This window comes from uncultured Pedobacter sp. (assembly GCF_913776295.1).
Lineage (GTDB): Bacteria > Bacteroidota > Bacteroidia > Sphingobacteriales > Sphingobacteriaceae > Pedobacter.
In genome coordinates this window covers 36,693-62,272 of sequence record NZ_CAJYOJ010000087.1, presented here as the reverse complement: position 1 = coordinate 62,272, position 25,580 = coordinate 36,693, and the positions used below count along the sequence as shown (strand labels likewise).

General features: G+C 40.7%; 11 protein-coding genes. 7 read left to right on the top strand and 4 right to left on the bottom strand.

Going from position 1 to position 25,580, the window contains the following annotated elements:
* Positions 1-71: 71 nt before the first annotated feature.
* The 4 genes from QZ738_RS20525 (at position 72) to QZ738_RS20510 (ending at position 18,951) form a co-directional block, all read left to right on the top strand.
* Positions 72-12,725 (top strand): putative Ig domain-containing protein, encoded by a 12,654-nt coding sequence (locus QZ738_RS20525; RefSeq protein WP_293790193.1) that lies wholly within the window; start codon positions 72-74, stop codon positions 12,723-12,725.
* Between the two features lie 37 nt (positions 12,726-12,762).
* Positions 12,763-13,764, top strand: coding sequence for a PorP/SprF family type IX secretion system membrane protein (locus tag QZ738_RS20520; RefSeq protein WP_293790190.1), 1,002 nt, complete (start codon positions 12,763-12,765; stop codon positions 13,762-13,764).
* 70 nt (positions 13,765-13,834) lie between these two features.
* A complete protein-coding gene (locus tag QZ738_RS20515) occupies positions 13,835-15,835 on the top strand; it encodes an OmpA family protein (protein ID WP_293790187.1) in 2,001 nt (666 codons plus the stop codon).
* Positions 15,836-16,152: 317 nt separating this feature from the next.
* On the top strand, positions 16,153-18,951 hold the full coding sequence (locus QZ738_RS20510) for a lantibiotic dehydratase (protein ID WP_293790184.1): 2,799 nt from the start codon (positions 16,153-16,155) through the stop codon (positions 18,949-18,951).
* On the opposite strand, the gene QZ738_RS20505 is transcribed toward QZ738_RS20510, so the two are convergent.
* Positions 18,948-20,063: a sensor histidine kinase gene (locus QZ738_RS20505; RefSeq protein WP_293790181.1), complete on the bottom strand. Its 1,116-nt coding sequence runs from the start codon at positions 20,061-20,063 to the stop codon at positions 18,948-18,950. The genes QZ738_RS20510 and QZ738_RS20505 overlap by 4 nt on opposite strands.
* A 145-nt stretch (positions 20,064-20,208) precedes the next feature.
* On the opposite strand from QZ738_RS20505, the gene QZ738_RS20500 reads away from it, so the two are divergent.
* Positions 20,209-20,358, top strand: a complete 150-nt coding sequence (locus QZ738_RS20500; protein WP_293790178.1) for a hypothetical protein — start codon at positions 20,209-20,211, stop codon at positions 20,356-20,358.
* A gap of 253 nt (positions 20,359-20,611) precedes the next feature.
* Here the strand turns inward: QZ738_RS20500 and QZ738_RS20495 are convergent, their stop codons facing one another.
* Positions 20,612-21,358 (bottom strand): LytTR family DNA-binding domain-containing protein, encoded by a 747-nt coding sequence (locus tag QZ738_RS20495; protein ID WP_293790175.1) that lies wholly within the window; start codon positions 21,356-21,358, stop codon positions 20,612-20,614.
* Between the two features lie 371 nt (positions 21,359-21,729).
* Between QZ738_RS20495 and QZ738_RS20490 the strand changes: the two genes are divergently transcribed.
* Positions 21,730-22,104, top strand: a complete 375-nt coding sequence (locus QZ738_RS20490; protein WP_293790173.1) for a hypothetical protein — start codon at positions 21,730-21,732, stop codon at positions 22,102-22,104.
* 21 nt (positions 22,105-22,125) lie between these two features.
* The gene (locus QZ738_RS20485) at positions 22,126-22,608 is read left to right on the top strand and encodes a type I restriction enzyme HsdR N-terminal domain-containing protein (protein WP_293790171.1); all 483 of its coding nucleotides are present in this window, start codon (positions 22,126-22,128) and stop codon (positions 22,606-22,608) included.
* Positions 22,609-22,755: 147 nt separating this feature from the next.
* Here the strand turns inward: QZ738_RS20485 and htpG are convergent, their stop codons facing one another.
* Both htpG and QZ738_RS20475 read right to left on the bottom strand, forming a co-directional pair.
* Positions 22,756-24,642: a molecular chaperone HtpG gene (htpG, locus tag QZ738_RS20480; RefSeq protein ID WP_367268615.1), complete on the bottom strand. Its 1,887-nt coding sequence runs from the start codon at positions 24,640-24,642 to the stop codon at positions 22,756-22,758.
* 174 nt (positions 24,643-24,816) lie between these two features.
* Positions 24,817-25,557: a DUF4241 domain-containing protein gene (locus QZ738_RS20475; protein WP_293790168.1), complete on the bottom strand. Its 741-nt coding sequence runs from the start codon at positions 25,555-25,557 to the stop codon at positions 24,817-24,819.
* Positions 25,558-25,580 lie beyond the last annotated feature (23 nt).

Sequence of the window (25,580 nt, the reverse complement as noted above, 5' to 3'; positions counted from 1 at the left end):
AATGCCCCTGAAAGAACACTAACCATGCAGTAGCATTAGCACATAGTATGTCTCCTAAAATAACGCCTGATATGATGAAAACCCTTACTTTATCATCCCGCAAATGGATCATCCGCAATTCTAGTATTGCAGTTATCATCCTACTAACGCTCTTCTCTTCCAAATCGTATACGCAAACTAAAATTTTTGCAAACACGGTATCTGCTCAAAGCAGGGTGGATAATGCAACCAATGCAACTTTAGATAATAACAATTTTGCTACAGTTAATTCTTACGGTGGCATTGCTGTTGGAGTAGGGGCGTATAATGGAGAGCTGGAATTAAAATATCCGGCTGCTGTTGCTGCAGGAACAACATCTTATATCAGGATAGATTTTGATGCAGATGTGCTGAACAGGTTGTTAGGTGGCAGTTTAGGTACTTTACTGGCTAATGTTGGGGGAACGGTAGTTCTTGGAAACCATTCATTTCAGGTAGGGGCCAGAAATGGTGCTTCGGCAGTTCCCCCAACCGGCGGTAACAGTGTCGACGGGTTTTCTTCAGATAATCTGCGGTTAGTAAAAGATGCAAATGGTTTCTTTTATATAGCGATAACGCCTACACAGGCTTATGACAGGGTATTTGTTAGAGATGTAACCAACGCACTGCTGGTTTCGGTGGCCAATAATACAAAGGTTTATTACGCTTTTTATACTTCAGGCACCGATCCTTGTGCACAGGCATTTTCTACAGGATTCGAAGGAACGGGAATTACACTTGATGCTTTACAGCTGGGCAGTTCTGGCGTAACCAACAGCGAAAGGGCAATTGATTCCGATCCAAATAATTTTTCTCAACTGAGTTTAGGGGTACTTGGCGTGGGGTCATCCATTAGCCAGAATTTCTATTTTGCAACACCGTCAAATCCTGGCGATGATATTAATCTAAGGATCAGCGCTTCACCTGCATTGCTAACGGCAGGACTTTTACAGAACATTTCTATAACGGCCTATAATGGCGGTACACAGGTATACACGGGTTCGGCAGCAAGTTTATTAAACCTGGACTTGTTAGGCTTACTCAACAGCGGGCAGCCGGTATCGATACCTTTTTCTCCAGGTGCCAATGTAGTATACGATCGGGTGAAGGTTACACTGGGTTCAGTAGTTGCCCTAAACCTTACACAAACTATTAATTTATATGGTGTAATCCGCTCTGCCGGCCGGCCAACCCCGGCAAGTACGGTAATTGCTACCTGTTACAATAGCACGGTGCCATTAAATGCTACTACGCCGAATACTAACGAATTGAGATGGTATGAAGCGGTAGAAGGCGGCGCCGCACTACAAACAGTTGCTTTTAATGGTGTTTTTACTACCCCGGCATTAACAGCTAACAAAACTTATTACGTGGCTGCAAGACGGGTAGGATGTACAACCGAATCGGCAAGGATCCCCGTTGAAATTACCGTAAATCCACAAATTGTTTTTAACGGCACTACACTAACAAATGCCACACCAGGTTTTGCCTATGCTAAACAATTGGATGCAGCTACAGGCGGAACCGCGGGGTATACCTATGCTTTGGCTGCAGGTAGTACATTACCTGCAGGTTTAAGTTTATCATCCGCAGGTGCTATTACCGGAACACCAACGGTGGCCAATACCTACACTTTTTCTGTGGTTGCAACTGATACTAAAGGCTGTAAAGCAACTGCAACTTATAACTTAACGGTCACTGCTGCATTGGTTCTTACGCCGGGTACATTACCTAATGGTTTAACAGGAACTGTTTATCCAACACAGACCATTCCTGCTGCAACAGGTGGAACAGGGCCATACACTTATACTGCAACAGGTGTTCCTCCGGGCTTAACTTTCAATCCAACAACAAGGGAAATTACCGGAACACCAACCCAGCCTGGAATCTATTCGATACCAGTTACCGTTGTTGACGCAAACGGTAATACCCTAATTGCTAATTATACCATAAAAGTAACAGACCCTTTGTTATTACCGGCAGCAACTTTAGCTGATGGTACTACCGGGACAATTTATACCACACAGATTATACCAAGCGCAACAGGGGGGACTACACCATATACTTATGTGGCAACCGGTCTTCCTCCAGGCTTAACTTTTAATCCATCAACCAGAGCCATTACCGGTACGCCAACAACGGTTGGTTCTTATACTATACCCGTTACGGTAACTGATGCTGATGGAAAAACAGTAATTACCAATTATACCATCAACATTAACAATCCTTTGTTATTGCCTGCTGCAACCCTGCCAGATGGAACCGAAGGAGCAGTTTATGCTACGCAAACTTTACCTGCTGCCACCGGTGGCGTTGGTCCTTATACTTATGTCGGTACCAATCTTCCTGCTGGATTATCGTTTAATGCAACCACAAGAGAGATTACCGGTACACCAACACAGGCAGGTAATTATGTAATTGGCGTTACCGTTACCGATAGTCAAGGTAAAACAGCAAGTAACAATTATCCTGTTAAAGTAAATGGTACTTTAACTTTACCAACGCAAACTTTACCTAACGGGGTTGTAGGTACGTCTTATCTACCACAAACTTTACCGGCTGTAACAGGTGGAACGTCTCCGTATACCTATGCAGCAACAAATCTTCCTCCGGGATTATCATTTAATCCCACTACCAGAGAAATCACCGGGACACCAACGCAGGGTGGTACCTATAATATTTCATTAACTGCTACAGATGCTAACAATAATAGGGCTACCACCAGTTATACCTTAACCGTAACCGTGAATGCACCGGTTGTAGCTTCAGCTACAGTATGTACCGGTAGCACGGCTACTTTAACAGTCAGTAACCTGCAGGCGGGTGTAACTTACAACTGGTATGCATCAACAGGAAGTACACCGTTGGTAACTGGTAATAACGGTACTTATGTAACGCCGGCCGTAAATTCAGCTACTGTGTTTTATGTAGAAGCTGTTTCTGGAGCTGCAACAAGTTCTAGAACATCGGTTACAGTTTCCGTTAATCCACCGGCAACTTTAGCAACCGTAACTACAAATAACCAGGTTATCAACTCCGGACAAACTACCACGTTAACTGCTACCGCTGATGCCGGAAATACCATCGCCTGGTTTGATGCTCCATCAGCAGGTACACAGGTTGGAGCGGGAACTTCATTCACCACGCCAGCCTTAACAACAACAAAAACTTATTACATAGAAACCACAAGCAGTAATGGCTGTAAAAGTGCAAGCCGTGTTCCGGTTACGGTTACCGTAATTAATGGTGGTGGCGCAACGGCCTGTAATGCTGCAAATAGTCAAAATACAGGAATTAATGGCATCTGTTTATTATGTGCTGTAAATGGTGCCGGTAATTCTACTGATGCCGATGCAAATAACTTCACCAGGATTTCTCTCGCTGTGGGAGTTACAGCAACCGGCTATCAACAATTGATTTTCCCATCTACAGGTGTAGCTACAGATAGTATCCGTTTAGACCTGGCTTTACCAACCGGTTTAGCTGATGCTGGCCTTTTAAATAATGTAACCCTTACGGTATTAAACGGGACTACAGTTGTAAAAACCGTTCAATTAAACGGTGCATTATTAAGTCTTCAACTTTTGTCAGGCAACCGTTTTGCAGCAACTGTTTTAGCAGGTGGCACTTACGATAGGGTTCAGGTGAGCTTTGGTGCCCTGGCTTCTGCGTTAACCAGCCTCGACATTTATGGCGCAACAGTAGTTTATCCCAATCCGACATTTATAGCCGGTGCGCAGTCTATCTGTGCAGGAAGCACGGCCACATTGAGTGCAACAGCAAATGGCGGCACTACTTTAGCTTGGTTCGATGCGCCAACAGGTGGAAACCAGGTGGGGACAGGTGCAAACTTCACTACTCCTGTGTTAGCTGCAACAACTACTTATTATGTTCAGGTAAGTAAAGGAAATTGTTCAAATGCCACAAGGGTACCGGTGGTTATTACCGTTAATCCGGTAATTGTATTTACAGGTACTACGTTAACCAATGCAACAATTGCCTCGCCTTACAGTAAGCAACTTCCGGTAGCTACTGGTGGAACACCAGGTTATACTTATGCCTTAGCAACGGGTAGTTCTCTGCCTGCGGGTTTAACCTTATCAACAAGTGGTCTGTTAAGCGGAATACCGACTGCAACAGGTAATCCAACATTCGATGTTGTAGTAACCGATACAAAAGGTTGTAATACAACAGCAACATTTACTTTAACGGTAACACCAGCGTTGACATTGGCTCCGGGAGCATTGCCTGATGGAGTAACAGGTACAGCTTATACCACTAATGGAATTCCAGCTGCAACCGGAGGAACAGGTCCCTACACTTATTCCGCTACAGGTGTTCCTCCAGGTTTGACTTTTAACCCTGCTACAAGAGAAATTACAGGTACGCCAACTCAGACCGGAACTTTCATCATTCCGGTTACGGTAACTGATGCCAATGGTAATACAATTACGGCGAGTTATACACTTAAAGTAACTGATCCATTGGTTTTACCTGCGGCAACTTTAGCCAATGGAACTACCGGTATCGTTTATCCTACTCAGACTATTCCTTCTGCAACAGGTGGAACAGGTCCTTATACTTATGCGGCAACCGGTCTTCCTCTAGGATTGACTTTTAACCCTTCTACAAGAGAAATTACGGGTACACCTACACAGTCCGGAACTTTTACCGTACCGGTAACAGTAACCGATGCTGATGGAAAAACAGTAACCAATAATTATGCAATCGTAGTAGTTGATCCGCTATTGTTACCTGCAGCAACTTTGCCTGATGGAACAGAAGGAACAGTTTATGCTACGCAAACCTTACCTGCTGCAACTGGTGGTGTTGGACCCTACACTTATGCAGGAAGCAATCTGCCGGCAGGATTAACTTTTGATCCGACAACAAGAGCAATTTCAGGAACGCCTACGCAAGCAGGAAATTATTCAATCGGTGTTACCGCTACAGATAGTGAAGGCAGAACAGCAAGTAATAATTATGCACTTCAGATAATAGGGATATTATCGTTGCCTGGAGCGACTTTACCTAATGGTATTGTAGGGACACCTTATCCAACGCAAACTTTACCAGCAGTAACAGGTGGAACAGCACCATATACTTATTTAGCCTCAAATCTTCCTCCTGGATTAAGCTTTAATACGGCAACTAGAGAAATAACAGGAACGCCGACTTTAGGTGGAAATTTTACCATTTCTTTAACTGCAACAGATGCGAACGGAAACAAGGCAACAACTGCTTACAGCTTAACTGTAACAGTTGATGCTCCTGTAGTAGCCGCAGCAACAGTTTGTGCCGGAAGCTCAGCCACTTTGAGCGTTAGCAATTTACAGGCTGGTGTAACTTATAACTGGTATGCTTCTACCGGGAGTACACCATTGGTGACTAATAATACAGGTGTTTTTGTAACTCCTGCAATAAACGCTCAAACGGTATTTTACGTTGAGGCAGTATCCGGAACTGTAGTAAGTTCGAGAACTTCGGTTAATGTTTCAGTTAACCCACCGGCAACTGCAGCTACGGTAACCACTAATAACCAGGTAATTAATGCCGGTCAGTCTACCACTTTATCGGCTACGGCAGATGCTGGAAATACCATTGAATGGTATGATACTGCCACAGGAGGAACACAGGTAGGTGCAGGTACTTCATTTACCACGCCGGCCCTGTCTGCCACCACCACATATTATGTAGAAACTACAAATACCAACGGTTGTAAAAGTGCGAACCGTGTACCGGTAACCGTTACCGTATTAAATAACGGCGGCGGAACTGCGTGTAATGCAGCCAATGCACAAAACTCCGGAATTAACGGAATCTGTTTACTCTGCGGTATAACTGGTGCGGGAAATTCTACCGATGCAGATTCTAATAACTTTACCAGGATATCGCTAGCGGTAGGAGTAGGTGGATCGGGATACCAGCAATTAATTTTCCCAACGGTTGGAGCAGCTACAGATAGTATTCGTTTAGATTTAGCCTTGCCTACTGGTTTGGCAGACGTAGGTTTGTTAAACAACATAACTGTTACCGTATTAAATGGTACTACGGTTGTAAAAACGACACAATTAAATGGTGGATTATTGAATCTCCGGCTTTTATCAGGTAATCGTTTTGCAGCAACTGTACTGGCAGGCGGCGTATACGATAGGGTACAGGTTAGTTTTGGTGCATTAGCTACCGTTTTAACCAGCTTGGACGTTTATGGGGCAACTGTAATTTATCCTGGACCAACAGTAACTGCGGGTGCTCAAACTATTTGTGCAGGAAGCATAGCCACATTAACTGCAACGGCTAACGGTGGTACAACATTGGCCTGGTACGATGCGGCAACAGGTGGTACACAACTAGGCACAGGCGAAACATTTACCACGCCAGCCTTATCAGCTACTACAACTTATTATATCCAGGTAAGCAAAGCCGGTTGCCCTAATATAACCCGAATCCCGGTTACGGTAACGGTAACACCAGCATTACCAACACCGGTATTGGCAACCATTGCAAATGTTTGTGAGGGATCATCAGCAACTTTATCTGTTGCGAACCCAGATGCTGCGGTCACCTATAAATGGTATGATGCTGCGACAGGAGGAAACCTTGTTTTCACGGGTGCAGTATTTTCAACGCCATCATTAACAGCAGCAACTACTTATTATGTAGAGGCTTCTCAGGGAAACTGTACAAGTGCTACACGTGCCGCTGCCGCTGTATCGGTAAATCCCCGTCCTGCTTTACCTGTTGTAACTGCTAGTTCATCAACCGTAAGCGCGGGTCAGACCGCAATTTTAACAGCAACATCTGCTGATCCAACCAATACTTTCAATTGGTATACTTCCAATACTTCAACCACACCAGTTTATGTAGGAGCAACATATGTTACACCTCCACTATTAGCTACTACCACTTATTATGTAGAATCGGTTTCTACAAATGGTTGTGCTTCCGCAAGCCGCGTTCAGGTGACTATTACCGTTGACGGTAACGGATCGCCAAATCCGGTTCCCTGCGAGGCAGCAATCACGCAGGTTAACGGTGTTACCGGTGTAGCCTTGTTATCAGGTGTGTTTAACCCGGCTTTAGCTATTGATAACGATACACAAACCGCATCTTCATTGGTAATGCCGGTTGGAGCGCTAGGTGCGTCAGTTTATCAGAGAGTAGGTTTTGGATCACTATCCACAGTGGGCGATACCGTACGTGTATTGGTATCATCGCCAGGAAAACTATTGTCGCTTTCACTATTAGGTAATGCGGCCATCTCCACTTATGTTGGAACGAATAGCAATGGTGATTCGCAATTGTTAAATAATAACTTGTTGAATGTTCAGTTGCTGAGCGGTAATACACAGGCTTTAATCACTTTTGTTCCAACCAATGTTTTTGATGGAGTAGAAGTAAGATTGAATTCAGGTGTATTGGGTGCATTAACCTCGATCAACTTCAATTACGCACAACGCATTTTGGTTGCGCCAACAGTAACCTCGGCTAATGTTACTGCTTGTGTAGGATCAACTGCTCAATTGCAGGTGAATAATCCATCATCAGGTTTGACATACAGGTGGTACGATGCTACCGGCACTTACTTAAGTGGTAAAGACGGCGTTATATTTACTACTCCTGTTCTTACAGGCGATACTAAATTCTATGTAGCTGCAGTTTCAGCAACGGGTTGTGTAAGCTACAAAACTGTAGTAAACGTTACTACCAACCCTGCTCCGGTAACGCCTGATCTGCTTTCGGCATTGGTTAATACCTGCCCTAATACATCGGTTGCCTTCCAGATTAAAAACCCGGTTGCAGGTAGTACTTATAACTGGTACGATACTGCAACCTCAACCACTGTATTATTTACCGGTGATAACTTTACCACACCATTAATTACAGCAGATAGAAGTTACTTTGTAGCTGCAGTGAACAGTTGCGGTAATTCATCAACCAGAACTGAAGGTAAAATTGTGCTTGGAACCATTGATGTTCCGGTGATTACGCCGCCAGCGATCACCATTAGTGAAGGTTCGGTTGCGGTATTAAAAGCAACTTCGGGTACAGCAGGAGCAACCATTAACTGGTATACTACTGCAAACGGAACAGTTCCGGTATATACCGGCGAAACTTATGTAACACCGCAGTTAAGCAGCACAACAACTTATTACGTTGAGGCAACTATTCCAGGTGGCTGTACTGCAACAAGCAGAGCAACTGTAACAGTTACGGTAGTGCCTAACGGTAATCCGGTAGTTACCCCTTGCGGCGCAGCGACTACAACAGTGGCAAGCGGTGTAACGGGAGTGGCATTACTGGCTGGGGTTTACAACCCAACATTCGCGGTTGATAACGATATCAATACCGGATCTAGCCTGGTTATTCCTGTGGGCTCATTAGGTGCATCGGTTTATCACCAGGTTGGTTTTACAGGCTTATCAAATATAGGTGATACCTTGAGGGTGAAAATTACCACTCCGGGAGCATTGCTTTCGGTAGGGGTATTAAATAACTTAACGGTAACTACATTCCAGGGCACCACCAGCAATAATGATGCAGTTTCTATATCCAATCCGTTAATCAACCTACAATTATTATCAGGTGGAACGTCGGCCATATTAACTTTTGTGCCAACCAGCAGATTTGACGGTGTGGAATTGAGGTTAAACTCAGGGCTTCTTGGTGCATTAACCTCTGTTAATCTGGATTATGCCCAAAGGGTAATCACTACGCCAACCGTTACAACAAGTACTGTAAGTGCTTGTCAAGGTTCTCCTGCTACCTTAAGTGTGCAAAACCCACAAGCAGGTGTAGTGTACAAATGGTACTTAGGAGCAACTTACCAGGCAGGGAAAGACGGAGCAATTTTCACAACAGACCCTGCTTTAGCTGCTGGAACTTATACTTATTCAGTAACGGCTACGGCAAATGGCTGTGAAACTCCTGCAGCTAAAGTAACTGTAACCATTTTAACGCCACCATTACCACCGGTCCCATCAACCAACAACCCTACTACAACCTGTGTTGGCTCATCTGCTACGTTAAGCGTTCAGTCCGTTGCGGGTGTAACTTATAACTGGTACGATGCTGCGGTAGCCGGAAACATGCTGGTAACCAACAACAGTAGTTTTACTACCTCTACGTCGCTTGCAGCAGGAACATATGATTATTATGTTGAAGCGGTAAGTGGAACAGGTTGTTCAAACTCCACGCGTACAAAAGTTTCCATTACGGTTAATCCATCTGCATTACCTACCGATGTAACTGTGACCGGAACTACATCAATATGTGCTTCTGGTACAGCAGTGCTTACAGCAGCCAGTACCACTGTAACCAGTCCGGTATTTACCTGGTACACGGATGCGGCCTTAACGCAGGTCGCTTTTGTAGGCGCAGTATTTACTACTCCAGCCATAACCGCAACAACCAGATACTATGTTACAGTAAGTGGAACAAATAAATGTGCTAACACAGCAGGTAATGCAAAAGAGGTTACGATAACGGTAAATCCTGTGGCTACCCCGGCAGATATTAATCTGGCTGGAACAAGTACCGTTTGTGGTGGTGCTTCAGTTACCTTAAATGCAACAAGTACCACGGTAACCAGTCCGGTATTTACCTGGTATAGTGATGCTGCTTTGACAACGGTAGCATTTACCGGAGCTAACTTTGTTACGCCAGCGCTCAATGCAACAACCACTTATTATGTAACGGTTAAAGGTGATAACAAATGCGAAAACACAGCGGCAACTGCAAAATCTGTTACCATAACGGTTAATCCTGCTGCTACAGATGCTGATATTACTGCAAGCGGAATTACTTCAATCTGTAAAGGATCAACTGCAGCGTTATCTGCCTCAACAACCACAGTAATTAATCCGGTGTTTACCTGGTACAGTGATGCGGCTTTGACGACGGTAGCATTTACCGGAGCTAGCTTTGTTACGCCAGCGCTTAATGCAAGCACTACTTATTATGTAACTGTTAAGGGTGATAACAAATGTGAAAATTCACCTGCCAACGCTAAGGTAATTACCGTAACCGTTAAGGATTTTGCTACCGCTGCCGACATTGCAGTGAGCAATGCCCGGATCTGTTCAGGTTCTACTGTAATGTTAATGGCCTCGAGTACTACGGTAACTCAACCAGTATTTACCTGGTATAGTGATGCTTCGTTAACCAGCGCAGTATTTACTGGTCCAACCTTTACGATAACCGGCTTAACCACTACTACAACTTATTATGTAAGTGTTAAAGGAACCAATAAATGTGAAAATGCTGCAGCTGATGCCAAAGCAGTAACCGTAACGGTTAATCCATTGGCTAACACTACTGATATTATACTGAACGGAAGCACAACAGCTTGCGCAGGTTCGTCGGCAGTATTAAGTGCAACTTCGGCAACCGTAACCAATCCGGTATTTACCTGGTATAGTGATGCTGCCTTAACCAATGTAAGTTTTATTGGCGCAACATTCACTACACCGACATTAAATGCTACCACTACCTATTATGTAACGGTAAAAGGTGACAATAAATGTGAGAATGCACCTGGTACTGCAAGGGTAATTACCATTAACGTTAGTCCGGTAGCTACCGCTGCTGATATTACGGCTGCTGATGCATCAATATGCGCTGGATCAGGTACTACTTTGGTAGCAAGTACAACAACCGTAACCAATCCAATATTTACCTGGTATAACGACGCAGCTTTAACTTCGGTAGCTTATGTGGGAGCCTCTTTTGTGACGCCAACATTAACCGCAACCACTAAATATTATGTTACGGTTAAAGGCGATAACAAGTGTGAAAATTCAGGTATTACGGCTAAAGTAGTTACGGTTAATGTGAACCAGGCGGCAACAGCTGCTGATATTACTTTGTCTACACCAGGTTCGGTATGTGGATCAGGTACAGCAGTAATCAATGCCAGTTCAACAACAGTAACCAACCCGGTATTTACCTGGTACAATGACGCTTCTTTAACCAGTGTGGCCTTCACCGGACCAATATTTACCACACCGGTATTAACCGCTACCACTACTTATTATGTAACCGTTAAAGGAACAAATAAATGTGAAAACACAGCTGCCAATGCAGTAGCGGTAACCATTAAAGTTAATCAGGTTGCCACTGCAGCAGATATTGCCCTAAACGGTTCCACATCAGTTTGTGCCAATACAGCAGCAACATTAACTGCAACAAGCACAACAGTTACTAATCCGGTATTTACCTGGTATAGCGACGCTAACTTGAATACAGTGGTATTTACCGGGGCGGTATTCACTACACCGGTACTAACAGCAAATGCAACCTATTATGTAAAGGTTAAAGGTGACAACAAATGTGAAAATACTGCTGCAACAGCAAGGTTAGTAACCATAACTGTAAATGCGTTGCCAAACAATCCGGTAGTATCTGCACCAAACGGAGGTATATGCGCAGGTGATGGAGCCACACTTATCGTAACCAATGCTCAGGCAGGTGTTACTTACGAGTGGTACAACGCAGCGGTAGGTGGTAATTTATTATTCACTGGTACCACATTCAATGTAACAAGCTTAGCAGCAACAACAGATTACTATGTTTTGGCCATTGGAACAGGAGGTTGTAAGAACAATGGCGGCCGTGTTAAAGTAACAGTTACTGTCAACACAAAACCAACAATACCAACGGTCGCTTCAACATCGGTTAGTGTTTGTACAGGAAGTCCGGCAATATTAACGGTTACGAATCCTCAGACAGGTGTAACATACAATTGGTATACCGCATCAGCCGGGGGAACGCTGGTTGGAACAGGCATAAACTTTACAACACCGGTGGTTAATGCAAACACTACTTACTATGTTGAAGGTGCAAACGGAACATGTGTATCATCATCCAGAACACCTGTGAATGTAATTGCACTGCCAGTACCAGTTGCTCCGGCATCGGTAACAGCAGCAAATGGAACACTTTGCGCAGGTAACTCAACCATATTAACGGTAAATAATCCTGTAGCCGGATTAGTATACAGATGGTATGCTGCAAGCTCAGGCGGAACAATGTTGGCAGAAGGTATCACTTTTACCACGCCGAACTTAAATGCGACCACCATCTATTATGTAGAGGCAATCGCAGCAGGTGGCTGCGCAAGTGCAACGAGAACAGCTGTTACGGTAACTGTACTGCCGGTATTAGAGAAACCGGTAGTAGTTGTGCAAACGACTACATCAAACAGTGTAACCTTTGCATGGGCTGCGGTTACAGGCGCTACGGCATACGAGGTTTCATTAAACAATGGTTTAACCTGGCTTAACCCAACAAGCGGATCAAGCGGAACAACTTACCTGGTAGCAGGACTGAAACCAGATCAAAATGTGAGCATCCTGGTGAGGGCTAAAGGTCAGACCGAATGCCAGACCAGTCAAAATGGTTCAGCAACCGGCAAAGCAGCTAATCCTTTTGGAGATCAGGTTTATATACCAAATGCATTTACACCAAATAATGACGGTAAGAATGATGTATTCCTAATCTACGGTAATACCATATTAAGTGCTAAAATGAGTATTTACACGCAATGGGGTCAGTTGATATTCCAGTCAGACAACGTTGCAAACGGATGGGACGGAACTTTCAAAGGGGTAAATCAACCGAATGGAGTTTATGTGTATATGGTTGATATTACCTTCACCAATGGAACAACATCAATGAGAAAAGGTACAGTAACGCTGATTAGATAAGAAGAGGATTAATAATAAACAGATAAAACCAAAGACCATGAAAATACTATCGGCTTTAAAAATATATGTTGCAGTGCTGGTATCGCTGCTGTTTACGGCGAAGTCCTTTGCACAAACTGATCCGCATTTTTCACAATATTACGCAAATCCACTATACCTTAACCCGGCATTAACCGGGGTAATAGATGGCGACTACCGTGCAACTGTAAATTTTAAACAACAATGGAGTGCACTAAACAGTTCATTTTTAACCGGTGGCGCGTCGTTTGATATGGCTCCAAAAAAGAACTTCGCGTTTGGTGCCACCATTTTAAACCAAAGGGCCGGGGAACTGGATTTTAATTACCTATCTGCTCTGGTATCAGGCTCGTACCGTTTGAGGTTTGGTACGGAAGGGTTACAGATGTTTAGCTTTGGTTTACAGGCTGGTATCATCAACCGTAGTTTCGATTTTTCGCAAGCCAGGTTCGGTAACCAATTTAATCCGATTACCGGTTATGATGGTGGCATGATGAGCGGCGAAACACTTTCATCTCAGTCATCTTTGGTTCCTGATGTAAATGCAGGTATCATGTTCTTTGATGGCGATCCCAACAAGAACATTAACGTTTTCTTGGGTGCAAGTGCGGCACATTTAACCAGGCCTATGGATCGTTTCTCCGGTACAAATTCACGCATTCCTATTCGTTTCACTGCGCATGGCGGTGCACGGATCAGGGCTTCAGAATTATTGGATATCGTACCCAATGCCATGTTCATGTATCAGGGCAATACAGACGAAGTTTTGCTAGGCGCTTATGCCCAGCTTAACGTTAATCCATCAGCTAATATTCTGTTTGGCGGTAACTATCGCAATAAAGATGCTGCAATTGCTTTTGTAGGTTTACAGTTAAAGAATATGGTTTTCGGCTTAAGCTATGATGTAAATACCTCTTCCTTTAATCGTGCATCAAACAGTAACGGTGGGTTGGAGCTCTCCATATCACTTATCGGCCGTAACGGTATCATTGGTCCAAACTTCTTCTGCCCACGTTTATAATTAATTAAATGAAGCCATGATGATTTTCAGATCATGATGGCTTCATCACCATTTGAAAAAAGTTTAACAGATGAAAAAAATATTACTCTTTTTGTTAGTGGCATTTGGCACTTTTGCAAACGCACAGTATGTGGTAAACTATAAAAAGGTTGCAGATACTTACTTCGAAAATAAGGATTATTACGCAGCATCAACTTTTTATAAAAAGGCCCTAAAAATTACCGGCGATAGTACACAGGCTATTTTACCATACGGTAAAGAAAGAAAATCATCGGGTGACGATAAAGCGATAGAAGATTATGAAGGATCGATTTATAACCTTGCAGAATCCAGCAGGCTTTACCGGGAATTTTATGAGGCTGAAAAATATTATGCCATAGCCATAACCTTTACCAATACACGTTTCAGAAAGGCCTTATTTTATTATGCTGAAAGCTTAAGGGCAAATAAAAAGTTTAACCAGGCAATTGATGCTTTTCAACAATTTATTCAGAAGAACCCTGGCGATGTTTTAGCTAAGGAGGCTAAAAAGGAAATTGAGTCGTGTAAGTTTGCGATCGAAGAAATGCGTTTTCCGCGTATGGTACAGGTTAAAAAAGTACCAGCTAATGTAAATGGTTTAGGATCTAATTATGCGCCTGTCAGAATCAGTAACGAGTTCTATTTCACATCATCCCGTCCGGTTGCTGTTGGGAGTAAAAGGGATATGGTTAAAACAGCTACAGGAGAAGTTCAGGTATCAACTAAAGCCAATCCGTTCATTAATAATATTTATACCGCTAAAAGCGAATTAACTTCAACTGATATTGCCGTAAAGAAAGTCGATATTAGTTTTCCTAAAGATATAGAAATTGCTGCGCCTACTTTTACGCCTGATGGAAACACGATGTATTTTACCGCATGGAAAGACAAAGAGAAATATGCCATCTATTCTTCAAAAAAAACTGGCGATAAATGGGCAGATCCGCAGCCAGTTGGTTTACAGGTAAACAGTAAAGATTTTAATTCTTCACAACCTTTTGTTACCAGCGATGGTAAGTTCCTGCTTTTTTCTTCAGATAGAAGCGGTGGTTATGGTAAATTCGATCTTTGGTATTGTACCTTGCGTGATGATGGTTCATTAGGTCAGGCAGTAAATTTAGGCCCAACCATTAACACCGAGGATGACGAGCGGGCGCCATACTACAATCCCTTAACCAAAAAGTTATTGTTTAGTACCGACGGACGTGTGGGTTTTGGTGGCCTTGATTTCTTTGAATCGGAGGGCGATCTGGTAAATTGGTCTAACCCTAAAAACATGGGTTATCCGTTCAATTCATCGAAAGATGATCTTTATTTTACCGCAACGGATGATAAAGGAACAAAAGGCTATATCAGTTCTGACCGCGAATCATCTTGCTGTTTGGAAGTGTTTGAAGTAAAAAAAGAATACCTTTCTATAGATGGTCATTTAACCGATTGTAAAACAAAATTACCTTTAGCAGGTGCCAATGTAACTTTAACCAGTGCAGAAGGGGTACAGAAGATAATTACGGGTACGGATGGTATTTACAGGTTTAAAGTGGATTCGAAAAGACCAGTCAAATTGCTTTTTGCAAAGGATAATTATTTCTCGATTACTAAAAACTATCTTTATGAAGAACTTGCAAAAGCAGATACCCTGATTGATAAAGATTATTGCTTAAGCCCTTTTAAATTAGGTATACCAATAACATTGGAAAATGTTTATTATGAATTTAATAGTGCTGAACTTACCGAAGCTTCTAAAAAAGTGTTAGACTTTCTCATCCCAATTATGGAAGATAATCCTGAAATGGAGATCGAACTTGGCTCTCATACCGACAATATAGGAACGGAAGAATATAACCTGGACTTATCCAACAGAAGGGCAAAATCTTGTACAGATTATCTGGAAAGTAAAGGAATTGCTGCGGCTAGAATGACTGCTAAAGGATACGGAGAATCAATGCCGGTTGCACCGAATGAAATTATCGTAAGGCGCAAGAAAAAGGATAACCCTGAAGGAAGAGCAAAAAACAGGAGAACAGAATTTAAGGTAACCAAAAAATAAGATATATGATCATCCCGTTGAGCCATCTTCTTTTTGAAGATGGCTTTTTTGTTGGGTTCGTAATTCCAATCTTTGTTGTGTTGTGAGTTTAATTCGTTCATTCAGATGGGATTACATATGCTAATTAATCTGTGCTAACCATCTTATTATCTGAGCGAGGTGTATTCAATGGCCTGAAAACGTAGAAGCCTTTTGTACCAGTTTATTCATGCAAATTTTATATTTTGAGATTAATCATAAACTGATAACCAACAATTGCGAACTGAAAACTGATAATTGAATTAATCTTTGTAATTTTCGGCTTATCTTTTAACGCAATGAAGATCAATATCCAGCCAACCGTAATTTTCAGAACACCTAAATTTTCTTATCAATCCGAACTGGTAGATTGTTGGGAAGAATTAAAGGCAGCCATTTCCATATCTTCAGCAGCTTTTTATGAGACCATAAAAGAAGTAAAGGCAAACGAACTCCAAAATCTCCCGCAAAAGGTTTACTATACCATCTGGAAATATTTTAACCGTGCGAAATTCCGGTCGACTCCTTATGGTACTTTCGCTGGTTTTACCTTGCTAAACGATGCCATTAAACCTGCTGAAAGCTGCATAGTGATTGAAGAGGCTCAAAAAGTACGCGAGCTTGTTGACTGGCCTTACAAGAATAATATTCCATTGCCATTGGCAGATCTGTTGCTAAAGAACTGCTTGCTATTTAGTAACAGCAGCTATTACTTGACGCCAAATAGTATCCGTTACATAGCTTGTAGCGATGGTGTTTTCGAACTGGCTGAGTTAGATCAAAACGACTTTGTACAACAAATATTAGCTGCCTGCTTAAAGCCGGTCCGGATTAACGATCTGATAAAGCAATTAAATTTAGATGATACTGAAATCCAGAATCTTTTTGCTTTGCTGCAGGATATGCACGATTTGCAGCTTGTTTTTACCAATTATGATCCTAACATTATAGGAGATGATTATTTTGAACGTTTAGGCTTAAGCACTACCGCCGATTTGCCGAAATATCTTATTGCACAACGTCAAGCCGTGTCTGGATGTCTAAATGAACGTTCGCTTCAGGCCGTTCCAGGTTTGATCACTATGCTCCAAAACATCATGCCTGTAAAAGGTCGTGATGCCCTTGGTCAGTTTCAGGTGAGGTTTAAGAAGAAATTCGAAGACCAGGAAGTACCATTATTATGGGCACTAGACCCTGAAATTGGCGTGGGCTACGATGAGTTGGAGCAATCCGGTCAACACAGCGATTTTATCACACGGTTCATTAATAAGCCGTCAAAAAAAGCCGAAACAGAAAATATTAAAACAGCATTAAAAAGCTATCTTACTGAACAGCAATTTGAAAAAGGTAAAACTATTTATCTGAATAAACTCGCCTTGACGCAGAATCAGAAAAAAACATCCTTACCCAATTCATTCAGTATGGTCATGTCAGTTCACGACGACCTGATTTTTGTAGAGCAGATTGGTGGAGTAACCTCAAACGCGTTAAGCGGAAGATTTACCATGGCCGATGAAGGTGTAACCAACTACGCAAAGGCCATTGCAACCGCAGAACAAGAGGCAAATCCCGATGTTTTGTTTTTTGATGTGGCCTATATGGTAGAAGCTAACGTAGATAATATAAACCGGAGGAAATTAATCTATGGGCATCAATTGTCAATTTTAAATTTCGATACCTCAGCGGCGCCACTTGCATTGAATGATATACAGATTTCGGTTAAGGGTACCGAAATTGTTCTTCGTTCCAGGCAGTTAAATAAACGGTTGGTGCCAAGAATGGCCTCGGCCTACAATTACATCCGTTCAGATCTCTCTGTATTTAGGCTATTGTGCGATCTGCAGCATCAGGGCTTACAAACCAATCTTTCCTTTCCGCTGGATGCCATTATCCCTGATCTGGATTATTATCCAAGGTTGCAATATCAAAATATAGTTTTAAGCAGCAACAAATGGAAAATTAAAAAAGAAGCACTGTTAAGCGCTGATCGAGGATTGATATCCATCTCAGAGTGCAGATCATACCTCAATAGCTTAGGCGTTAGCGAATATTTTAAGACCGGTATGTCCGACCAGACTTTATGCTTTGCCCTGCAAAACGATGAAGATATCTATGCTTTTCTGCAATATGTGCAAAAACATGGCGATACATATGTGGAAGAAATGGTAATGCCCCGAAATAACATCGTAGTTGATGAAGCGGCTAAGCCCTATTTGGCGCAATTTGTTTTAAGCATAGGCCATAGCGAACAAGTTTACCGTGGTTTGATTGAAACTCCTGGAAATAGTGGCATTACGCGTTATTTTCTCCCAGGTAAAGAATGGTTGTATTTCGAAATTTATTGCCACCAGCAACGTAGTGATCAGATTTTAACAGAAGTAATAACACCTTTCCTAAGCCATTATACAGATCAGGTAAAATCATGGTTTTTTATCCGTTACAATGAAAATGGAAACCACATCAGGTTTAGGGTGCAGCTTAACAATCCAAAGGATGGACAGCTGTTAATATCAAAATTGATGGATGATCTCGAACTATTTTTAAACTCAGGTTTGATATCCGATGTACAGATCAAAACCTACAAGCGTGAATTAGAACGTTATGGCAGTAATATGATCGAAGAGGTAGAACAGCACTTTGCTATAGATAGTGAATTTGTATTGTCGCTTTTGGAGACGCAGACCGATGATTTCAATAAATATAGATGGTGTAGCATTTTGTTTTCCAGGATTATCGAATCTAACATTTTGGATAAGTTAACCATTAATAAGATCGTGAAATTGATGTCTGATAACTTTAATGAGGAGCATAGGTTAGATGCAGCCGATTTTAAACAACTCAATATACATTATCAGGAATTTCGGAAAACAGAATGGACAATTTTAACTGCAGAGCAGGAGCAGAAGTTTAGCCTGTTTTCTGTTTCGTTTATCAAAACTCTTGAACAATGTGCTCAAGAAAATGCATTAAAGCTACTGACTGATTTAATGCATATGCACGTAAACAGGCTTTTCAGCAAAGATCAGCGAACACATGAAATGGTGATGTATTATTTTCTGCTAAAAGATATCCAGCGTCAGAACGCGACTAAAATTTAACGGTTTAGCCTGGCCAATGGATTAACTACTGTTACCTCTATTTCAGTAATATAGCGGTTAAGTGGGTCCTGATAATAGTTAAATATATAATCGTCACCGTAAAAGCTGCTCAGGCGTTTACAAATATTATCAATCCCTACATGATGGCTTTCTGTCTGTTTACCTTTATTGTCGTTAATCATATTTATGGTGCCGATGTTCAGCCTATCGTTTTCGTAAGCAATTTTAATAATCGCTGGCTGGGTAGAATGTGAAACATTTCCATGCTTAAATATATTTTCAACCAGCGTTAGTAAAATGAGCGGTGGAAATCTTAATCCAAACAGATCGCCTGTTACTTTAAGTTCCAGATTAATTGTATTGGCTGTACGGAGTTTATGCAGGTTGATCAGGTGTTCAATCTGCTCAATTTCCTCACTTAGTGACACCATTTCTGATGCTTCCGGGCGCTTTAATGCATAACGCATCATTTCTGCCAGGTTCATGATCGCATCAGCTGCCATCGGCGCCTTTTTACGGGCATCATTATAAATGAAGTTCAAGGTATTAAATAGAAAGTGCGGATTGATCTGACTGCGCAGATAGTTATTTTGCGACTGAACAAGATCGTTTTCTAAGGCCTGTTTCTCTATTTGGGTAACCAAATTCTGTCGCTCCAGTGCTTCCACTTTTTTCTGATCCTGAAAGGATTTAACTACATATATGTAGCCGGTAGAGTAACCGATATATAATATGGAGCGATAGATACAAGGTAATATGAATTCCCGATTTAAGGATCTGGATGGATTTACCTCAATTAACCTAAGCTGCTCGAACAGGATAATCAGGAGAAATGTAGAAACTACGTATGCAAAGATTATTAAGATAATGAGTGCGGCGATCTTTAAGATTTTTATGGGGATAGATCCGCTTTTGATTATTTTCTTAAGAAAAAAACCATATAGGTAAAAGGTGAGGATATTAACAATATAAACCAGCAGATAAGCTCCCGGTTCTCTGAATCTGTTGGTGGCCAAACCTAGAATAAATACCTCATAAATGATATATAGACTCCATACCAACAAGTGAAATTTATACTTTTCGTAGAATTTTTTTAAATGCAAAAAGCTCATTTTTTTCTCTTTAATCTATTAAAATGGGGTTTTTATCTCCCAAAAGCAGGGGTTTGTGTAAAAAAGTGGTCGTGTCTAACTTTGAGGTGCATCTTTACAGAAATTAATCACAACGACAATAACAAAAAATTAAATACTATATATTATGAAAGCTCAACACACAAATCCTTCTGCGAAACTTGCTAAAAAAACTGTTTTCGTTTATAAAAACATTAAAGCCCAAAACAACTTTAATACTAACCCAACAGGAGATCAAAGTCACACGGTAATGACAAGCTTTATTGTAGCACTTTAATCTTATCCTCAATTTTTAACGAAATATCATCATATTTAAGCATTATTAACATGAAAGTTCAACATACAAACCCATCTGCAAAACTTGCTAAAAAAACTGTTTTTGTTTATAAAAACATTAAAGCCCAAAACAACTTCTCCACTAACCCAACAGGAGATCAGAGTCACACGGTAATGACAAGTTTCATTTTTTGAAGGTAGTTTTTGAATTCATTACAACACCGGATAATAAAAAATAGCAACGATGCTATTGATTAATGGTTCCGGTTTGATTTTAATAAACTGCTCTGTACATAGGCAAAGAAAGCTTCTTTATAACCTTCTCCAATTTGTATCATCTCATTATTGACGAGGCGGATTATATTGCCATCCACTTTTTTGATTGCTGCCTTGGCAACAATGTTTGATTTATTGACACGGATAAATGCGTGGTTTTCCAAAGCCTTTTCAATTTCCTTGAGTGTCAGGTATGTCGTGTGGATCTCAGATTTTGTAATAATCTGTATATAATTCTGCAGCGCCTTGATGTAAAGTATTTCATCGATAGCAATATTGGAAAAAGCATACTTATGGTCGCCTTTAATATAAAGTGCAGCAACCTGTTCAGCTTCTTTTGCGGTAGCCTTGCTATTATTGCTCGATTCCTTTTTCAAGATCCTATCAATACCTAATGCAAATTTTGCAAAAGAAATAGGTTTTAATAAATACTGATCTGATTGTACGTCAAATGCTTGCAGGGCATAATCAGGATGCGCAGTTGTAAAAATCAAATACTTTGCTTTTTCCCTGATATTTTTTGCCAGTTCTAATCCATTTATTCCTGGCATATCAATGTCCATAAATAATAAATCAATCTCGTCTTCGATACTTATTTCGGTAAGTGCCTGGACAGGGCTGGTAAAAGTTTTAAAAACGCTTAAACCAGGCATTTCTGCAATGTGGTCAGTTAATACTTCAATCGCATGTTGCTCGTCGTCTATAACAACGCATTTTAGATTCATGAGTAAAATTGGTTTACATGATTTGTATGCAAGTTAAATAAAAATTGAGTTGAATTAACAATTGCACCTCAAAAAAACTTATCTCCCGGTTTTGCCTATAAAAAACCTGGGTTTCGTGTAATATTCTGGGTGGTTGATGTAAAAAAATTACGTGCACCCCTTCTTTTTATAATCTTTATACTGTTTGCCAAAAACAAATAATTAGTAGTTAGAAATTGCTAATTGTAAAACATCTGCCTGCCCAATCTTGTGTAGCCTGTAGATAATAATATTAAAAACAGGCCATACAATACTGGGTTAGATTGCGAAAACTTAAAAAAAGAAATACCGAAAAGCAAAGAAATATTCCCCTACATCCACCAGTCATCCACATGAAAAACAACGAATACGAATATTTACTTAACAAAATCTACTACAAGGGCATTCTGGAACATCAAGGAATCAACTCAGATATTTACCAGAGAATGCAAAATGAATATAGCAATCTTAATGGAAGGCAGCCTGTTAAGGGACAGTTAGATGGCGAATACGCATTTAGGAAATCTTTTTTGGTTGTACGTAATTATGTTCAACAGGCTATAAAAGATGGCATGAAAAGTTTTCAGTTTACCATGCAGGCAAACGACATCAATAAATTAACTTATATGGTTGATATGTTGAACAGGAACTTTTTTGATAAACAGAGCTTGGATCAGATTATAGCTACTGCAAATTCGATATTTAACCAATATCATTTAAAAAATTAACTACCTATAATAGATAACAATATGGAATTGAAAGACGAAATCGGGCAATTTGCCGTAAGAATTAAAAAAATGCTTCCACAAGTTCAATCTGAGGATTTAACAAGGAACGCGTTGGTTATGCCTTTTATCCAAATCTTAGGATTTGATCCTTCTGAGGTTCAATCTGACGCTGTTTTAGACTTCGGAGTTAAAAAAAGCAAAAAAGTTGATTACACCATTATGAAAGATGGCGAGCCCACAATCCTGGTTGAGTGTAAACATCACAATGATAATCTGGATATCCACGATTCGCGTTTATCTAAATATTTTCGCAAAACAAAAGCTAAATATGGTTTATTAACCAATGGTTTAGTATACCGTTTTTATACAGAGAAGATGGTAAGATCAAAGAAAAATCAAGAGCCTTTGTTCGAATTTAAAATAACTGATACCAAAGCGGCAATCATAGCAAAAATGATCGAAGATCATAAAGATTATTTCAATGTAGATCAGAAAGCTAACTAGAGCTTTTATCGTTAATATACGCGTTGCCAAAACGCGGTAAAAGTCTTGCTTGTCAGGACTTTTTTTGTACCCTTATCTAAAATAAAAAAGGCTATATCTAAATGTTATTTATGATATAGCCTTTTTAATTATATCAGCCTTTCCTGGCTAAATTAATGCTACGCTTCTGCTTACAAAAGCAGTTAACTCTGCTCCGGTTAACATTCCTTGTGCTAAAAGCGCTAAGTCTACCGCTTGTTTAGCCAGGTTTTGCTGTTCTTCTCCTTCGGCATTTAAAATTTTGCCTACCAATTTATGGTTTCCGTTAATAGCAACTTTATAATTGTCTGGCATTTGGCCATAAAAATTCATACCGCCACCCATTGCAGCCATGTCCTTCATCCGGCGCATAAATTCATCCATGGTAATCGTAACAGGAAGCTCATCCGGGTGCAGAGCTACAACTTCTACATGCATGCCTGGTTTAGTAATGGCTTTTTCAAAAATAGCCGTTACTTCTTTTACCTGATCTTCATTTAAAACATGTTCATTCTGCTCATCTTTCTCAATTAATTTATCTACAACGCTAGAGTCGACACGTTTAATTGATGTTTTCTCTAATTTTTGCTCCAGTTGATTGATAAAGTGATTGTCGATCGGCGAATCTAATACCAAAACATCATAATCTTTTTTATTGGCTGATTGTATAAACGCATCTTGTTTTGCGGCATCATTTGTATATAAATATACTACAGTGCCATTTTTATCCGTTTGTAATGCGCTTATTTTTTCTTTATATTCAGGAAGGGTATAAAGCTCATTTTTAGTGTTGCCAACTAAAGCGAAATCTTTTGCCTTATCGTAAAACTTTTCCTCGCTGATCATACCATATTTCACAAAAAGACCAATGTCTTTCCATTTATCTTCGTAAGCTTTACGGTCTTTGGCAAACAGCTCAGCTAGTTTATCCGCCACCTTTTTAGTAATGTAGTTGTTGATCTTTTTAACATTGCTATCGGCCTGCAGGAAACTGCGCGATACATTTAGTGGAATATCCGGAGAATCAATTACTCCATGCAATAACATTAAAAATTCTGGAACAATATCTTTAACCTCGTCGGTAATAAACACCTGGCGCGAGTACAATTTAATTTTGTTGCGCTGCATTTCGAAATCGTTTTTCAACTTAGGGAAATACAGTACACCTGTCAAATTAAATGGATAATCAACATTCAGGTGGATCCAGAATAATGGTTCTTCACTAAAAGGATATAACTCACGGTAAAAGCTTAAATAATCCTCGTCTGACAAATCTGCAGGTGCCTTTGTCCAGATCGGGTTGGTGGTGTTGATGATGTTATCAACTTCCACATCCTTATACTTCGTTTTACCTTCTTCATCTACGCCATCTTCTACCGATTCATTTTTGGTGCCAAATTTAATGGGAACAGGTAAAAATTTAGCATATTTATTCAGGATTTCCTGTAGTTTACTTTCTTCTAAAAACTCTTCCGAATCTTTGTTTACATGGAGGATAATATCTGTACCGCGAGTAGTTTTAGTACCTGCTGTAATTTCAAATTCTGTACTTCCATCGCATACCCAACGGGCAGGCTCAGCGCCATCCTGGTAAGATAAAGTCTGAATTTCCACTAAATCAGCAACCATAAAGGCCGAATAGAAGCCTAAGCCGAATTTACCGATGATTTCGTTGGCATCTTTTGCATCTTTAAATTTCTCTACAAATTCACTTGCGCCAGAAAAAGCAACCTGGTTGATATACTTTTTAATCTCTTCGGCTGTCATTCCCAAACCGTTATCGCTAATGGTAATGGTTTTTGCATCCTTATCAACCGCAACCTGTACCAACGGTGCGCCAACTTCGCCATTAAACTGGCCTAATGAAGCTAGTCTTTTAATTTTCTGAACGGCATCAACTGCGTTAGAAACCAACTCACGAAGAAAAATTTCGTTATCAGAGTATAAAAATTTCTTAATTATCGGGAAAATATTTTCAGTATGGATAGAAATATTTCCTTTTTCCTGTATGCTCATATGTAAATAAATTGTTTAATCTACATCCTGCACATCAAGGGTTGTTCCAAAAGAAATTGTTTGCCAAAATGACAGATGCAGGCAGAAAGGGGGATGGAGCGATGTAGAATGAAGAGAAAAGATGTAAAAGGTATGCATGATTCTGTCGCTTGTGTATAACAGACTACACAGTGATCATAATTCTTCTTCACCATAGGCGAGTTCAATATCAATAAATTGGATAATCAGTGAACATACCTGGCCTTCTACATCAAAACCATAATAAACAGGGTACACACCATCGCCAAAACCACTTTGAAAAAATGGAATGTGGTAATCAGTTCCCGGTATTTTCCAGTTAATCCAATCGCCTTCTTTACGTTGATAATCGGGGTTTTCGACATAATTATCAGCAAAAAGTTTAGCAAAATAATCATCATATAAATTTTTGCCCGGATTCTCTTTGTGAAATGTTTCCTGGAATGCACAAAAATGTTTTAAAGTTTCTCTATCCAGTACGCAAGCTAAGCCTGCATCTACATTGAAACCGAAAAATTCTCCTTCATTAAAATTAATAAGATCTTCCATTCCAATTAATGCCTCTTCAAAGCGTACGGCATCATAAGCGGTAAACTGCACTTTAACGGCAGCATAACGTGCGCAATCTTCATCTTCAGGCACAATCACAGCAGCAGTTACCGGGAATTCGCCTGTAGGCACTTTAATCAGATAAGGTTCAGCATCTCGTTGAATATAGACCAATGGGTCCCTAACCAAAATTTCTCCTGTAGGGATGGAAACACCTCCCAGTTCGAGGTGATCGATTTTTTTGCCGGCAACAACTGTTTCTTCAAAATAATCGTTCAGGTTGTTGGGGCAGTTTAATAATGCGCGTTTCTCGTTCCAGGTTTTTAACCATTCATTGCTTGGTATCATTGATTAGACAGATTCGTTTGAGA

Coding starts and splice junctions, on each gene's coding strand:
- QZ738_RS20525 (WP_293790193.1), top strand. CDS start 72: ATGATGAAAACCCTTACTTTATCATCCCGCAAATGGATCATCCGCAAT.
- QZ738_RS20520 (WP_293790190.1), top strand. CDS start 12,763: ATGAAAATACTATCGGCTTTAAAAATATATGTTGCAGTGCTGGTATCG.
- QZ738_RS20515 (WP_293790187.1), top strand. CDS start 13,835: ATGAAAAAAATATTACTCTTTTTGTTAGTGGCATTTGGCACTTTTGCA.
- QZ738_RS20510 (WP_293790184.1), top strand. CDS start 16,153: ATGAAGATCAATATCCAGCCAACCGTAATTTTCAGAACACCTAAATTT.
- QZ738_RS20505 (WP_293790181.1), bottom strand. CDS start 20,063: ATGAGCTTTTTGCATTTAAAAAAATTCTACGAAAAGTATAAATTTCAC.
- QZ738_RS20500 (WP_293790178.1), top strand. CDS start 20,209: ATGAAAGCTCAACACACAAATCCTTCTGCGAAACTTGCTAAAAAAACT.
- QZ738_RS20495 (WP_293790175.1), bottom strand. CDS start 21,358: ATGAATCTAAAATGCGTTGTTATAGACGACGAGCAACATGCGATTGAA.
- QZ738_RS20490 (WP_293790173.1), top strand. CDS start 21,730: ATGAAAAACAACGAATACGAATATTTACTTAACAAAATCTACTACAAG.
- QZ738_RS20485 (WP_293790171.1), top strand. CDS start 22,126: ATGGAATTGAAAGACGAAATCGGGCAATTTGCCGTAAGAATTAAAAAA.
- htpG (WP_367268615.1), bottom strand. CDS start 24,642: ATGAGCATACAGGAAAAAGGAAATATTTCTATCCATACTGAAAATATT.
- QZ738_RS20475 (WP_293790168.1), bottom strand. CDS start 25,557: ATGATACCAAGCAATGAATGGTTAAAAACCTGGAACGAGAAACGCGCA.